Raw genomic sequence first — 13376 nt, 5'->3', positions numbered from 1 at the left:
ACCGGCTGGCGCCGCCAGTTGCTGTCATGAACCTCGCCCTCACCCTGCGGCGCATCGCCGTGGCCGATCCGCAGCGCCCCGCCCTGTTCGAAGGCAGCCGTCAAGTGCGCACCTACGGCGGCCTGGCCGACCGGGCGGCCCGCCTGGCCTCGGCCTTCGCCGCCGCCGGGCTGGCACCGGGCGAGCGTATTGCGCTCTTCATGCACAACCACCCCGCCTACCTGGAGGTGCTCTACGGTGCGTGGTGGGCCGGCCTGGTGGTGGTGCCCATGAATGCGAAGCTGCACCTGCGCGAGGCGCAGTGGATCGTTGAGCACGCCCAGGCCAGCTGGGCCTTCATCACACCCGACGTGGGCGCCGGTCTGCAGGCGCCTGGCCGCACCGTGGACGTCACCGCTGCCGACTACGAAGACCTCTTCGCCGGGCCACCTTCGCCCGTGACAGAGCGCACTGCCGCAGACCTGGCCTGGCTGTTCTACACCAGCGGCACCACCGGCAAACCCAAGGGCGTGATGCTGACCCACCGCAACCTGCTGACCATGGGCATGGCCTATTTTGTCGATGTGGACCCGATCGACCCGCGGGACGCGATTGTGTATGCCGCGCCCATGTCGCACGGCGCCGGGATCTACGCCATCCCTCATGTGATCGCCGGCGCGCGCCATGTGGTGCCGGCCTCCGGCAGCTTCGATCCGGCCGAGATTTTCGGACTGGCGGATTCGGTCGGCCGCCTGTCCCTGTTCGCGGCGCCCACCATTGTCAAGCGGCTGGTGGACCATGCCAGCGCCACCGGCGCCGACAGCAGCGGCTTCAAGACCATCGTCTATGGCGGCGCGCCCATGTACGCGGCCGACATCGAACGTGCCATCAGGATCATGGGACCACGCTTTGTCCAGATCTACGGCCAGGGCGAAAGCCCGATGGTGATCACCGCCCTCTCACGCGCCCAGCTGGCAGACACCGGGCATCCCCGGCACACGCAGCGCCTGGCCTCGGTCGGCATGGCGCAGACGCCGGTCGAGGTGCGCGTGGCCGATCCGTCCGGCCAGACCCTGCCGCTCGGTGAAGTGGGCGAGGTGCTGGTACGCGGAGACACTGTCATGAGCGGCTACTGGCGTGATACCGACGCCACCGCCGCCGCCCTGCAGGACGGCTGGCTTTTCACCGGTGACATGGGGGCCATGGACGCAGACGGTTTTCTGACACTCAAGGATCGCAGCAAGGATGTGCTCATCAGCGGCGGCTCCAACATCTACCCGCGCGAAGTCGAAGAGGTGCTGCTGCTGGCACCCGGCGTGGCCGAAGTCGCAGTGGTCGGCGCACCGGATCCGGAATGGGGCGAGGTGGTGGTGGCCTTTGTCGTGCCCCAGCCTGGCGTCAGGATCAACACAGAAGCGCTGGACGCCGTGTGCCTGACGCACATCGCCCGCTTCAAGCGCCCCAAACGTTATGAAATCGTCAGCAGCCTGCCCAAAAACAACTACGGCAAGGTTCTGAAAACAGCGCTGCGCGAGCAGCTGAAGGAGAAAACCGCGTGAGTGAGAAAAACCTGACGGGCCGCCGCGCCCTGGTCACCGGCTCGCTCCAGGGCATCGGTCTGGCCATCGCCCGTGAGTTGGCCCGTCAGGGCTGCACGCTGGTGATACATGGCCTGGCCACCGACACGCTGGAGCGCGAGGCACGCGCTGCCGTGCTGGAAGCAGGCGCACCCGCAGTGGAGGTGCTGACACACAACCTGCGCGACGCGAGCCAGGTGCAGCTGATGATGGAGACCGTGCTGGCCTCGGGCCCGCTCGACATCCTGGTCAACAACGCCGGCATCCAGCACACGGCCCCTCTGGCCGACATGCCGCGCGCCACCTGGGACGACATCATCGCCATCAACCTGTCGGCCGCGTTCGACACCATGCGTCTGGCGCTGCCGCAGATGGCCAGCCGCGGCTACGGCCGGGTGATCAACATCGCCTCGGTGCACGGCCTGGTGGCGTCCGTCCACAAGGCGCCCTATGTGGCTGCCAAGTTCGGCATGGTCGGCATGAGCCGTGTGGCTGCGCTGGAATACGCCAGCGCCGGCAGCCGCGAAAGCGGCGGCGTCACGGTCAACTGCATCTGTCCCGGCTGGACCGAAACCGCCATCATCCAGCCGCAAATCGACGCTCGGGCCGGGCAACTGGGTACCGGCCGCGAAGCCGCCATCCGCGACCTACTCAAGGAAAAACAGCCCAGCCAGCGCACCTCGCTGCCGGACGAGATTGCGCGGGTCGTCAGCTGGCTGTGCGAACCCGCCGCGCACAACCTGACGGGCGTGTCACTGCCTGTCGATGGCGGCTGGACGGCGCAGTAGGGTCGTTGTCAGGCACACGGGGCCCGGTCGGCCTGCGTCTCTACCGGAAAATTGAATGAAAAGTGCCTGTAGCCCTAGAGGGACGGGCGCAAGCAGCTACTGATTCAATAGCAACCTGCGCCACCTCCAGGGCTCATCGATGGCTCAACCCGTGGCGCGGTCGAACTTGAACACGCCGGGCTCGCGCACCGGGTCCACATCGACCGGAATCGTGCTCTTGGGCAGGAAACGCCCTTCGAGCAGCAACTTCGACAGCGGGTTTTCAATCCGCTGCTGGATCGCACGCTTGAGCGGCCGGGCGCCGAACACCGGGTCGAAGCCGACCTTGGCAAGTTCGGCAATCGCCGCTTCCGACACCTCCATCGTGAGGTCCATCTTCTGCAGGCGCTCCATGAGCACCTTGAGCTGGATGCGCGCGATGGACTCGATGTTTTTCGCGTCCAGCGAATGGAACACCACGGTCTCGTCGATGCGGTTCAGGAACTCGGGGCGGAAGTAGTTCTTCAGCTCGCCCTCCACCGCTTCCTTGACGTCTTCATACGGCTGGCCGACCATGGACTGGATGATGGGTGAGCCGATGTTGCTGGTCATCACGATCACGGTGTTCTTGAAGTCCACGGTGCGGCCCTGGCCGTCGGTCAGGCGGCCGTCGTCCAGCACCTGCAACAGCACGTTGAAGACATCGGGGTGGGCTTTTTCGACCTCGTCGAGCAGCAGCACGCTGTAGGGCTTGCGGCGCACGGCTTCGGTCAGGTAACCGCCTTCCTCGTACCCCACATACCCCGGAGGCGCGCCGATCAGGCGGGCCACCGAGTGTTTTTCCATGAACTCGCTCATGTCGACGCGGATCAGGTGGTCTTCGCTGTCGAACAGAAAGCCGGCCAGCGCCTTGCACAGTTCGGTCTTGCCGACGCCGGTGGGGCCGAGGAACAGGAAAGAACCGGTCGGGCGGTTCGGGTCACTCAGGCCCGAGCGCGAGCGGCGGATCGCGTTGGCGACCGCACCAATGGCCTCGTCCTGGCCCACCACCCGCTCATGCAGTTTGCCTTCCATCATCAAGAGCTTGTCGCGTTCGCCCTGCATCAGTTTGCTGACCGGGATGCCGGTGGCGCGCGCCACGACCTCGGCAATCTCTTCGGCGCCGACCTGGGTACGCAGCAGTGTGGGCGCATTGGTTTTGCCTTTGCTGGCCTCGGCGTCCTGTGCTTCCTTCAGGCGTTTTTCCAGGGCCGGCAACTGGCCGTACTGCAGCTCGGCCACCTTGTTGAAGTCACCCTTGCGCGTGAACTCCTCGATCTGGAAACGGATGCGGTCGATCTCTTCCATGACGTCCTTGGAGCCGAGCGCCTGGGCTTTTTCGGCCTGCCAGATTTCGTCAAGGTCGGAGATTTCCTTTTGCAGCTTGGTAATTTCTTCCTCAATCAGGCCGAAGCGTTTCTGCGAGGACTCGTCTTTTTCGCGGCGCACGGCTTCGCGCTCGATCTGCAGCTGGATCAACCGGCGATCGAGTTTGTCCATGACCTCGGGCTTGGAGTCCATCTCGATCTTGATCTTGGCCGCCGCCTCGTCGATCAAGTCGATCGCCTTGTCGGGCAGGAAGCGGTCGGTGATGTAGCGGTGGCTCAGCTCGGCCGCGGCGACGATGGCCGGGTCGGTGATCTGCACGCCGTGGTGCACTTCGTACTTTTCCTGCAGGCCGCGCAGGATGGCAATGGTCGCTTCCACCGTCGGCTCACCGACCAGGATTTTCTGAAAGCGGCGCTCGAGGGCGGCGTCTTTTTCGATGTACTTGCGGTATTCGTCGAGCGTGGTGGCGCCCACACAATGCAGCTCGCCACGCGCCAGCGCGGGCTTGAGCATGTTGCCCGCATCCATCGCGCCTTCGGCCTTGCCGGCGCCGACCATGGTGTGCAGCTCGTCGATGAACACAATGGTCTGGCCTTCATCCTTGGCCAGTTCCTTGAGCACGGTTTTCAGGCGCTCCTCGAACTCGCCACGGAACTTGGCACCGGCCAGAAGCGCGGCCATGTCCAGGCTCAGCACACGTTTGCCCTTGAGGGAGTCGGGCACCTCCCCGGCCACGATGCGCTGGGCCAGGCCTTCAACGATGGCAGTCTTGCCGACGCCGGGCTCGCCGATCAGCACCGGGTTGTTCTTGGTGCGGCGCTGCAACACCTGAATGGCGCGGCGGATCTCGTCGTCGCGGCCGATCACCGGGTCGAGCTTGCCCATGCGGGCGCGCTCGGTCAGGTCCAGGGTGTATTTCTTGAGCGCTTCGCGCTGGCCTTCGCCTTCGGGGCTGTCCATCTTCTCGCCGCCGCGCACGGTATCAATCGCCGACTCCAGCGCCTTGCGGGTCAGGCCAGCCTCCTTGGCCAGCTTGCCGACTTCGGCCTTGCTGTCGGCCACCGCCAGCAAAAACAGTTCACCGGCAATGAACTGGTCACCGCGCTTGATGGATTCCTTTTCAGTGGCCTGCAGCAGCTTGCCAAGCTCGGGGCCGACCTGGATCTGCTCCTGGCCCGACACCGACGGCAGTTTTTTAACAGCGGCGTCCGTAGCGGCCTGCAAGGCCGACACGTTGACACCGGCGCGCTGCAGCAGCGCCTTCGGGCCGTCTTCCTGGCCCAGCATGGCGGCCAGCAGGTGCACCGGCTCGATATAGGCGTTGTCATTGCCCAGTGCGAGCGACTGTGCGTCACTGAGCGCTTCCTGGAATTTGGTGGTGAGTTTGTCCTGGCGCATGGCGTCCCTTGGTGAATTTGATTGTTGAAGATCTGGGGCTGAACCCGGGGCTTTTCAATAGCCCCTGCTCACAACCGGGTTGATGCATCCTGTGGAGGTCCTTCCCTTTATGCACAGCCCGGCCCGGGTGCGGCTTGACGGAGATCAAGCACCCCGACAACAGGCAGCGGACTAAAATAGCGTCATGAACATTCACCAGGTGTCGGTCAGTTACGTCCAGGAGCAGGACCGCCTGATGATCCGCATCAACGGCAAGGAAGGCGGCGAGTTGCGCGCCTGGCTCACCCGGCGCCTGGCGCTGGCCTTGCTGCCCGTGCTCGACAAAACCGCGGCCGACCAGACCCGCAAGGCGGCCACCCCCGAAGGGGCCGCCACCAGCCTGGACGAGCAGCGTGGCCAGCTGCTGACGAGCTTCCAGAAGGAAGCGGCCCTGCGCAGCGGAGACTTTGAAACCCCTTACTTCGACCAGCCCGGCCCGCCCGCCGACGTGGCGGTGGGCCCCGAGCCCTTGCTGCTGACCGAGGTCAAGGTCACCCCGGTGGGCAATGGCCAGCTGCGCCTGCAGCTGTTTGAAAAATTGCCCGGGCAAGCCACGGTGCGGGACTTCCAGGTGATGATGGATGCGCAACTGAGCAACGGCCTGCTGCACCTGCTGCACCAGGGCGTTAAGCGCTCGCAGTGGCTCGCGGTGCCGACAGCCGCAGCACCGCCGTCTGATGATGCCCTGGCACTGGTCCAGGACACCGCGCCGGACACCGAGCCCGCCGACCTGACGCCCGACCTGGCCCGGCCCAAGTACCTGAACTGAAAACCGGTGTTTTCGGAGGGAGGCCGGCGTTTGCGCCGGCCCGAACCTGTCCTGCCCGCCCTACTTCCTGCCCGCTTCCAGCGAGAAGCCGGCCACCTGCTTGTAGTGGTCCGATATCGCGCGCAGTTCCTGCTGGCTGATCAGCTCGTCGATGTTCGCAAACGGCTTGCCGCCGCTCAGCGCATCGACCTTGATGTTGATGAAGTCGGGCGGCACCGAGCGGTTCGTCAGCACGATGTTGGCGGTCGGGGGCAGCCGCAACTGCTCGTAAGCCTGCAGTGCGGCCCGTGCATCAGCACCGGCATGCAGCGCCAGCTGTTCGGCCAGTACGCGCGCGTCGATCAGGGCCTGGGCCGAGCCGTTGGAGCCGCGCGGGTACATCGGATGGGCCGCGTCGCCCAGCAAGGTCACACGGCCGAAGGTCCACTGCGGCACCGGGTCCTTGTCGACCATGGGGTACTCGAGGATCTGCTCGGCGTTGGCGATCAGCGCTGCCACATCCAGCCAGGGGAAACGCCAGTCCTTGAAGATGCCGAGGAAATCCTTCAAATCGCCCTTCTGGTTCCAGTCGTTCATGGCGGCGTTGTCCCGCTGGATTTCGGCAACCCAGTTGATCAGCTGGTGGCCCTCGTCGTCGAGCTTGTCGACGATGGGGTAAATCACCATCTTGCCGGTGTCGATGGAACCCACACGCATGTAGCTGCGGCCGGTGAGGATGGGTTTGTGCCGCGTCACGCCGCGCCAGGTGTTGATGCCCGCAAACGCAACTTTCTCGTCGGGATAGAACTGGCGCCGCAGCGTGGAGTTGACGCCGTCGCAGGCAATCACCACGTCGGCTTTCACCGGCGGCAGGCTCGTGCCGCTGGAGGTCTGCGTGAAATGCAGGGTGGCGCCGCTCTCGTCCTGCTCCACCTGCACGCAGCGGCGGTTGGTGTGGACGGCGTCGGGGCTCAGGCGCTCGAGCGCCGCCTCGTAGAGCAGCCGGTGCAGCTTGCCGCGCGGAAGGCCGATCTCGGGCAAGGCGTAGCCGGCGTGGCGGCCGCGCGGCTCCTTGTAGATGAACTGGCCGAAGCGGTTGAAAAACACGCTTTCCTCGTTTTCGATGCCGACGGCTTCGACCTGGCCCTGCAGGCCGAGCGCCGCCAGTTCGCGCATGGCGTGCGGCAGCAGCGTGATGCCGACGCCGAGTTCCCTGACTTCCGGCACGGTTTCAAAAACCTCGCTGCGGATGCCGCGCTGATGCAGCGCAAGCGCCAGGCTCAGCCCGCCTATGCCGCCGCCGACGATGGCAATCTTCATGGTGTTCCCGTGGGTTTCCCCGATGTATGGACAAAAATGGCTGCCAGCCCTTGCCGGGCGGGCGCCACCAGCTATGTATTCAGGAGCAGATCAGTTGGCGGTGATGCCCTGGGCCTGGATCAGGCCGGCCCAGCGCTTCGCATCCAGCTCGACCAGGCTTTTGAACTCGCCCGGCGTGCTTCCCGTCGGGTCCATGCCCTGGGTCTGGAAAGCCTTTTTGACCTCGTCGCTCAGCAGGATCTCGCGGATCTCGCGGTTGTACAGGGCAACCAGTTCGGGCGAGGTGCCCGGTGGCGCAAAAATGCCGTACCACATGTCCACGTTGACCTTGCCGGCTTTGGCCTCGACCAGCGTCGGCACTTCGGGCAGCAGCGCGTGGCGCTTGTCGCTGCCGATCCCCAGCGCCACCAGCCGGCCGGACTTCACATGCGGCAGCGCCACGTGGATGGGCAGGAACATGGTTTCGATCTGGCCGCCCAGCAGGTCGGTCAGTGCCGGCCCCGTGCCGCGGTAAGGGATGTGCGTGACAAACACACCCGCCGTGGTCTTGAACAGCTCCATCGCCAGGTGGTGCGGCGTGCCGACACCGGGCGAGCCGTAGTTGATGCGGCCCGGGGTTTTGCGGGCGGCCGCCACCAGGTCCGAAGCGCTTTTGAAACCGGTCTTGGGGTTGGCCACCAGCAGCAGCTGGCCCCAGCTGGTCAGCGTCACCGGGGTCAGGTCCTTCACCGGATCAAAAGTCAGCTGCGGGTAGAGGCTGGCGTTCATCACCAGCGTGTTGACCGTCACCAGCAAGGTCGAGCCGTTGGGCGCGGCGCGCACCACGGCCTCGGTGCCGATGTTGCCGGACGCGCCGGCACGGTTGTCCACCACCACCGGCCGCCCCAGGCGCTCGGACAGCCGCGGGCCCACGGTGCGGGCAATCAGGTCAATGCCGGTTCCCGGCGTGAAAGGCACGATCAGGCGAATCGGCGCCTGCGGCAGGACCGGCGCCTGGGCGCCCTGGGCCAGAACACCCGCGCTGGCGCCGGCAGCCGCCAGCAGGAGCCCCAGCTTGACTGCGAGCCTGCGACGTGGAGAAATACTGATCTGCATCAAACATCCTTTTAGGTTTGCATGCTAACCATTATTGGCTTGCAGCGACAAGGCACAATCCATGAATTCCCTTAGATCAACCTGCTGACGAGAACTTTTTACTGCCGTGCCCGCCTTCCATCACCTGACCCAACTTTACGCGCGCCCCGGCTTCCTGCTGCGCCGGGCGCATCAGATATCGACCGCGGTTTTCGAGGACGAATGCCGCAGCGTGGGGCTGACGCCGGCACAGTTCGGCGTGCTCAGTGTGCTGCGCGCAACCCCGGGGCTGGACCAGTCCACTTTGGCGCGCGCGCTGGGCTTCGACAAAGTGACGGTGCTGCGCGTGCTGCGCGGCCTCGAAACGCGGGGCCTGATAGAGCGAGCACCGGCGCCAGCGAGCCGGCGTAATCTGGCGGTGTCGCTGTCGGCCGAAGGGCTGGAGCTGCTCCAGCAGGCGCAGGAACCGGCCGACCGGGCCTACGACCGCCTGATGGCACCACTGAGCAAGGCCCAGCAGGCTCAGCTGGTGGAGCTGTTGCAGCTGCTGGCCAAAGGGCTGGAAAACGACGCTCGCGCCGCCTTTGTGCCGCCGGACCAGAAAGCCCGCACCGAAGCCTGAGCAAGCTGCTCGGTCAGATCCGTTCACCCTGAGCTTGTCGAAGGGCTGCAAGGCTTCGACAGGCTCAGCCCGAACGGGGTATGTGAACCCTGGGGCGTCTAAACGTTGGAGGCCTGGATGCCCCACCTGGCCAGCGCCGCGTCGTCGCTGACTCGCGCATCGACCCAGCGCGCCCCCTCCGGCGTCTGCTCTTTTTTCCAGAACGGTGCCTGGGTCTTGAGGTAGTCCATCAGGAACTCGCAGGCCTTGAAACTCTCGCCGCGGTGTGCCGAGGTCACCGCCACCATCACCACCTGGTCCAGCGGCTGCAGCAGACCGACCCGGTGGATGACGCGGGCGCCAAAAATATCGAAGCGCACCATGGCCTCGTCAATCATGGCTTCGATGGCTTTTTCCGTCATGCCGGGGTAGTGCTCAAGCTCCATGGAAAGCACTTCGGGCACAGCCGTCGAACGCAGCGACGGGCCGCCCCGAGCAAGTTCAGCCCCCTCGGGGGGCAGCGAAGTACGCGAAGCGACAAGCGTGGGGGCCATATTGCGGTCACGTACGGTGCCCGTGAAGGTGCACACGGCGCCGACGCGTTTATCGTTCGCGCGCAGCCGCTCGACTTCCTGCGCGAGATTGAAATCCGCCGTCTGGATGTGGACCCGCGGGCTCATGTCAGCCCCCGGTCACCGGCGGGAAAAACGCAACCTCGCAGCCGTCCGTCAGCGCCGCCGACTCGTCGCTCATGACCTGGTTGAGCGCCATGCGCACCGACTTGCCGCGCGCCAGCGCCTCGGCATAGGCCGGGCCGCGCGTCATCAGCTCGTCGCGCAAGGCAGCCAAACTGCCCGCCAGGGTGTCGATCTGCTCGCTGCCCTGCCCGATGGCTTCACGCACGGAAGCGAAATACCTGATGGTGATCTTCAACCTAGATTCCTCAGTTGACCGCTTGTAATCGCTGGGCAAGCCGCATAAACACTCACTTCCTCAGACACGAACACCGTCACCATTTGGGCGGTAGCGCTACGCACCCGATTGAGCCCTTGACGCCACGCCTGACTGCGTTGCTCCGCCTTGCAGGCAGTAGCCTGCCGCGTTGTCACGCCTTGCCAGACGCGCCACCAAGGACCCACTCGGGCGCGTTCAACTGAGGAATCTAGGTTCATGCCAGCCACTGTGAAAAAGCGATGAAACGCACGGTGTCGCCATGCGCGATGGTCTGGCCCGACGGGTTGTCCACCACGCCGTCACCCCAGACGGCCGAAGTCAGCACGCCCGAACTCTGGTTGGAAAACAGGTCCAGCCCGCCAGCGGTGTTGTGCCGCACGCGCAGGAATTCACGGCGTTTATCGGCCCGGGACCAGGTGAAATGGGCGGTAGCCGCTATCGACTTTGGAGCAACATCCGTCACCCCCTGGAGCCTGAGCAGGAAGGGCTGCACCAGCAGCAGAAAGGTCAGGAAGCTGGAAACCGGGTTGCCCGGCAGTCCCATGAAGTGCGCAGCACCGACGCGGCCATAGGCAAAGGGCTTGCCCGGCTTCATGGCAATCTGCCAGAGGTCGAGCGAGCCGAGCTGCTGCACGGCCGGCTTGATGTGGTCCTCTTCCCCAACGGACACGCCGCCACTGGTCAGGATCAGGTCATGCGCCTGGCTGGCGCTGCGCAACGCGTCCAGCGTGGCTTCACGCTTGTCCGGCACGATGCCCAGGTCGCTGACCTCGCAGCCCAGACGCAACAGCAGGGCACGCAGGAAGAACCGGTTGGAGTTGTAGATGGCGCCGGGCCGCATCTGCGCAGGCGCCACGTCGCCGGGCATCACGAGTTCGTCGCCGGTGGAAAACAGCGCCACCCGCGGGCGCCGCGCCACCTGCAGCCGATCCATGCCAATACTGGCCACCAGCCCAAGCGCCGCGGGCGTGAGACGCTCCCCTTTTGAGAGCACCGTGGCTCCGCGCGTGACGTCTTCGCCGGCGCGGCGAATCCATTGGCCGGGCCGCGGAAGCTGGCGGACACTGACATACCCTTCGCGGTCGGCGAGCGGCACGCAGTCTTCCTGCATCACCACCGCGTCGGCCCCGGCCGGAATCGGCGCGCCGGTAAAAATGCGGGCAACCGTGCCTGGCTCGAGCGCACTGCCGCTGCTGCCGGCTGCAATCCGCTGCGACACACGCAGCACCACGCCTTCGTCGGCCATCTCGGTACTGCGCACCGCGTAACCGTCCATGGCGCTGTTGTCGTCAGGCGGTACCTGCAGCGCCGAAACCACGTCTTCGGCCAGCACCCGTCCGTCGGCGTCGAAGGTGGACACCGTGTCGCTGCCGGCCAGTGGCACGGCGCGGCCGAGCAGTTCGGCCAGTGCCTCGTCGAGGGCCTTAAGCGGCGGGCGCGTCGCAGGTTTTTCGGAGGAGGCGGCGGAAGCGTTCATGCATACAACTCGGCGCAGTAGACAAATCGTTCCTGATTCTCGATCAACCAGCCCGCGACAGCATCGGGGTCGTTCAAATCCAGCACCGGCCTGAGGGTGGTTTCGGGCAGGCGGTCCGGCGAGTCGGTGGCAATCGCGACCACAAAATCGTCGTCCGGGTAACGCGCCGGTTTGCCGGAGTCGGCGCGCCAGACCTCCACCTTGAGCAGGTCGCTGCTCTTGAAACCCTCCACCAGCACCCAGTCCACGCCCTCGTACAGCTCGGCGATCAGGTGGTGCACCGAAAGTGCCCGCGGCTGCTCGAACTCGCGCATCAGCGCCAGCCGGTTGTCCGAGGCCACGACCACCTCAAAAGCGCCGGCCTGGCGGTGGCGGTACGTGTCCTTGCCCGGCTGGTCGATGTCGAAGCTGTGGTGGGCGTGTTTGACGACCGACACCCGCAAACCGCGCAGCCTGAGCGCGGGAATCAGGCTTTCCACCAGGGTGGTTTTTCCCGATCCGGAATAACCGGCAAATGCAACAACGTTCATAAACTGTCTTTGGCCAATCCTGATTTGCTATCAACAATATAGCTGCTCACGCCCATGGGAAAAGGGCTGCAGGCCAATTCAGTCCACATGGCTGGCGATGTAGGCCTGCACCACCGCCGCATCGGCCGGCATGAGCTGCACACGTTTGGGCAGGGCCTCGATGCCTTCAAAGCGGGCGGGCCGCGGCGGCAACTGGCCCAGCGCCTCCTCGATGGTGGCGGCAAACTTGATCGGCAAGGCGGTCTCCAGCACGATCATGGGCACGCCGGCCGAGAGGTGTTCGCGCGCGACTTTCAGGCCGTCCGCCGTGTGGGTGTCGATCATGGTGCCGAAACGCGCGTAGGTGTCGCGAATTGTCTGCAGCCGGTCGGCGTGGGTGCTTTTGCCGCTGGCAAAGCCGTAGTGCCGGGCGGCCGACTGAAAGGTCGTGTCGCCGCTCAGATCGAATCGGCCCTGCGTGGACAGCTGCGCACCGAACAGGTCGGCCAAGCGTGTGGCGTCGCGGCCCAGCAGGTCGAACACAAAACGCTCGAAGTTCGAGGCCTTGGAAATGTCCATCGACGGGCTGGAGGTTTCATGCGTGTCGGCGCTGGCGCGCACACGGTACACGCCGGTGCGGAAGAACTCGTCGAGCACGTCGTTCTCGTTGGTGGCGACCACCAGCTTTTCAATCGGCAGTCCCATCATGCGCGCCACATGGCCGGCACAGACGTTGCCGAAGTTGCCCGAGGGCACGGTGAAGCTGACCCGCTGATCACTTGTTGTGGTCGCCTGGAAATAGCCTGCGAAGTAGTAGACGACCTGCGCCAACAGCCTGGCCCAGTTGATCGAGTTGACCGTGCCGATCTTGTACTTGCGCTTGAAATCCAGGTCGTTGGACACGGCCTTGACGATGTCCTGGCAGTCGTCGAACACGCCTTCGATCGCGATGTTGTGGATGTTGGCGTCCTGCAGGCTGAACATCTGGGCCTGCTGGAAGGGGCTCATGCGGCCCTGCGGCGAGGTCATGAAGACGCGCACGCCTTTCTTGCCGCGCATCGCGTATTCGGCCGCGCTGCCGGTGTCGCCGCTGGTGGCGCCCAGGATGTTGAGCTCTTCGCCGCGGCGCGCCAGTTCGTACTCGAACAGGTTGCCCAGCAGCTGCATCGCCATGTCCTTGAAGGCCAGGGTCGGGCCGTTGGACAGGGCCTCCAGATACAGGCCGGGCTCGAGCTGGCGCAGCGGAACAATCTCCTGGGTGCCGAACACTTCCTCGGTGTAGGTCTTCTCGCAGATGGCCTTGAGGTCGGCGGCCGGGATGTCGTCGATGTAGAGCGACAGCACTTCAAAAGCCAGGTCGGCGTAACCCGAGTCGCGGTAGATGGCGCGCCACTTCTCCAGCATGGCGGCATCGACCTGCGGATAGGTCTCAGGCAGGTACAGGCCACCGTCGGGCGCCAGGCCCTCGAGCAGGATTTCGCAGAACTGCTTGCGATCCGCGTGGCCGCGGGTCGATAAATACTTCATTGCTCGCCCGGCCGCCCGTAGGGCAATGAGCGTCCCCT

The 13376-nt window shown here is 65.2% G+C and carries 12 protein-coding genes; 4 read left to right on the top strand and 8 right to left on the bottom strand.

Annotated features, from left to right (window positions below):
* Nucleotides 1-26 precede the first annotated feature (26 nt).
* A complete protein-coding gene (locus PSV33_RS13045; protein ID WP_300562468.1) occupies nucleotides 27-1538 on the top strand; it encodes an AMP-binding protein in 1512 nt (503 codons plus the stop codon).
* The gene (locus PSV33_RS13040) at nucleotides 1535-2344 is read left to right on the top strand and encodes a 3-hydroxybutyrate dehydrogenase (RefSeq protein ID WP_300562466.1); all 810 of its coding nucleotides are present in this window, start codon (nucleotides 1535-1537) and stop codon (nucleotides 2342-2344) included. The genes PSV33_RS13045 and PSV33_RS13040 overlap by 4 nt, the downstream gene beginning before the upstream one ends.
* A 144-nt stretch (nucleotides 2345-2488) precedes the next feature.
* Here PSV33_RS13040 and clpB read toward each other — a convergent pair whose 3' ends face one another.
* Nucleotides 2489-5089 carry an ATP-dependent chaperone ClpB gene (gene clpB / locus PSV33_RS13035; protein WP_300562465.1) on the bottom strand — a complete coding sequence of 867 codons (2601 nt, stop codon included), beginning with the start codon at nucleotides 5087-5089 and terminating at the stop codon, nucleotides 2489-2491.
* A gap of 184 nt (nucleotides 5090-5273) precedes the next feature.
* Here clpB and PSV33_RS13030 point away from each other — a divergent pair, with 184 nt between their 5' ends.
* Nucleotides 5274-5897 (top strand): hypothetical protein, encoded by a 624-nt coding sequence (locus PSV33_RS13030; protein ID WP_300562463.1) that lies wholly within the window; start codon nucleotides 5274-5276, stop codon nucleotides 5895-5897.
* Between the two features lie 60 nt (nucleotides 5898-5957).
* Here the strand turns inward: PSV33_RS13030 and PSV33_RS13025 are convergent, their stop codons facing one another.
* Nucleotides 5958-7196 carry a flavin-dependent oxidoreductase gene (locus PSV33_RS13025; RefSeq protein ID WP_300562461.1) on the bottom strand — a complete coding sequence of 413 codons (1239 nt, stop codon included), beginning with the start codon at nucleotides 7194-7196 and terminating at the stop codon, nucleotides 5958-5960.
* Between the two features lie 90 nt (nucleotides 7197-7286).
* The gene (locus tag PSV33_RS13020) at nucleotides 7287-8291 is read right to left on the bottom strand and encodes a tripartite tricarboxylate transporter substrate binding protein (RefSeq protein WP_300562459.1); all 1005 of its coding nucleotides are present in this window, start codon (nucleotides 8289-8291) and stop codon (nucleotides 7287-7289) included.
* 106 nt (nucleotides 8292-8397) lie between these two features.
* On the opposite strand from PSV33_RS13020, the gene PSV33_RS13015 reads away from it, so the two are divergent.
* Entirely contained in the window at nucleotides 8398-8892 is a 495-nt protein-coding gene (locus tag PSV33_RS13015) for a MarR family transcriptional regulator (protein WP_300562457.1), read from the top strand.
* 98 nt (nucleotides 8893-8990) lie between these two features.
* Here the strand turns inward: PSV33_RS13015 and PSV33_RS13010 are convergent, their stop codons facing one another.
* From PSV33_RS13010 to thrC, 5 genes are all read right to left on the bottom strand, one after another.
* Nucleotides 8991-9551: a molybdenum cofactor biosynthesis protein MoaE gene (locus PSV33_RS13010; protein WP_300562455.1), complete on the bottom strand. Its 561-nt coding sequence runs from the start codon at nucleotides 9549-9551 to the stop codon at nucleotides 8991-8993.
* Between the two features lies 1 nt (nucleotide 9552).
* Nucleotides 9553-9804, bottom strand: a complete 252-nt coding sequence (moaD, locus tag PSV33_RS13005) for a molybdopterin converting factor subunit 1 (protein ID WP_300562454.1) — start codon at nucleotides 9802-9804, stop codon at nucleotides 9553-9555.
* 235 nt (nucleotides 9805-10039) lie between these two features.
* Nucleotides 10040-11302, bottom strand: a complete 1263-nt coding sequence (glp, locus tag PSV33_RS13000) for a gephyrin-like molybdotransferase Glp (RefSeq protein WP_300562452.1) — start codon at nucleotides 11300-11302, stop codon at nucleotides 10040-10042.
* The gene (gene mobB / locus PSV33_RS12995) at nucleotides 11299-11832 is read right to left on the bottom strand and encodes a molybdopterin-guanine dinucleotide biosynthesis protein B (RefSeq protein WP_300562450.1); all 534 of its coding nucleotides are present in this window, start codon (nucleotides 11830-11832) and stop codon (nucleotides 11299-11301) included. The genes glp and mobB overlap by 4 nt, the downstream gene beginning before the upstream one ends.
* Before the next feature lie 78 nt (nucleotides 11833-11910).
* The gene (thrC, locus tag PSV33_RS12990) at nucleotides 11911-13338 is read right to left on the bottom strand and encodes a threonine synthase (protein WP_300562448.1); all 1428 of its coding nucleotides are present in this window, start codon (nucleotides 13336-13338) and stop codon (nucleotides 11911-11913) included.
* Nucleotides 13339-13376 lie beyond the last annotated feature (38 nt).

The sequence above is a fragment of the Polaromonas sp. genome, from assembly GCF_029945895.1.
Lineage (GTDB): Bacteria > Pseudomonadota > Gammaproteobacteria > Burkholderiales > Burkholderiaceae_C > Polaromonas.
Note: the sequence above shows the minus strand (reverse complement) of the source record. Positions and strands in the feature narration are given on the sequence as shown.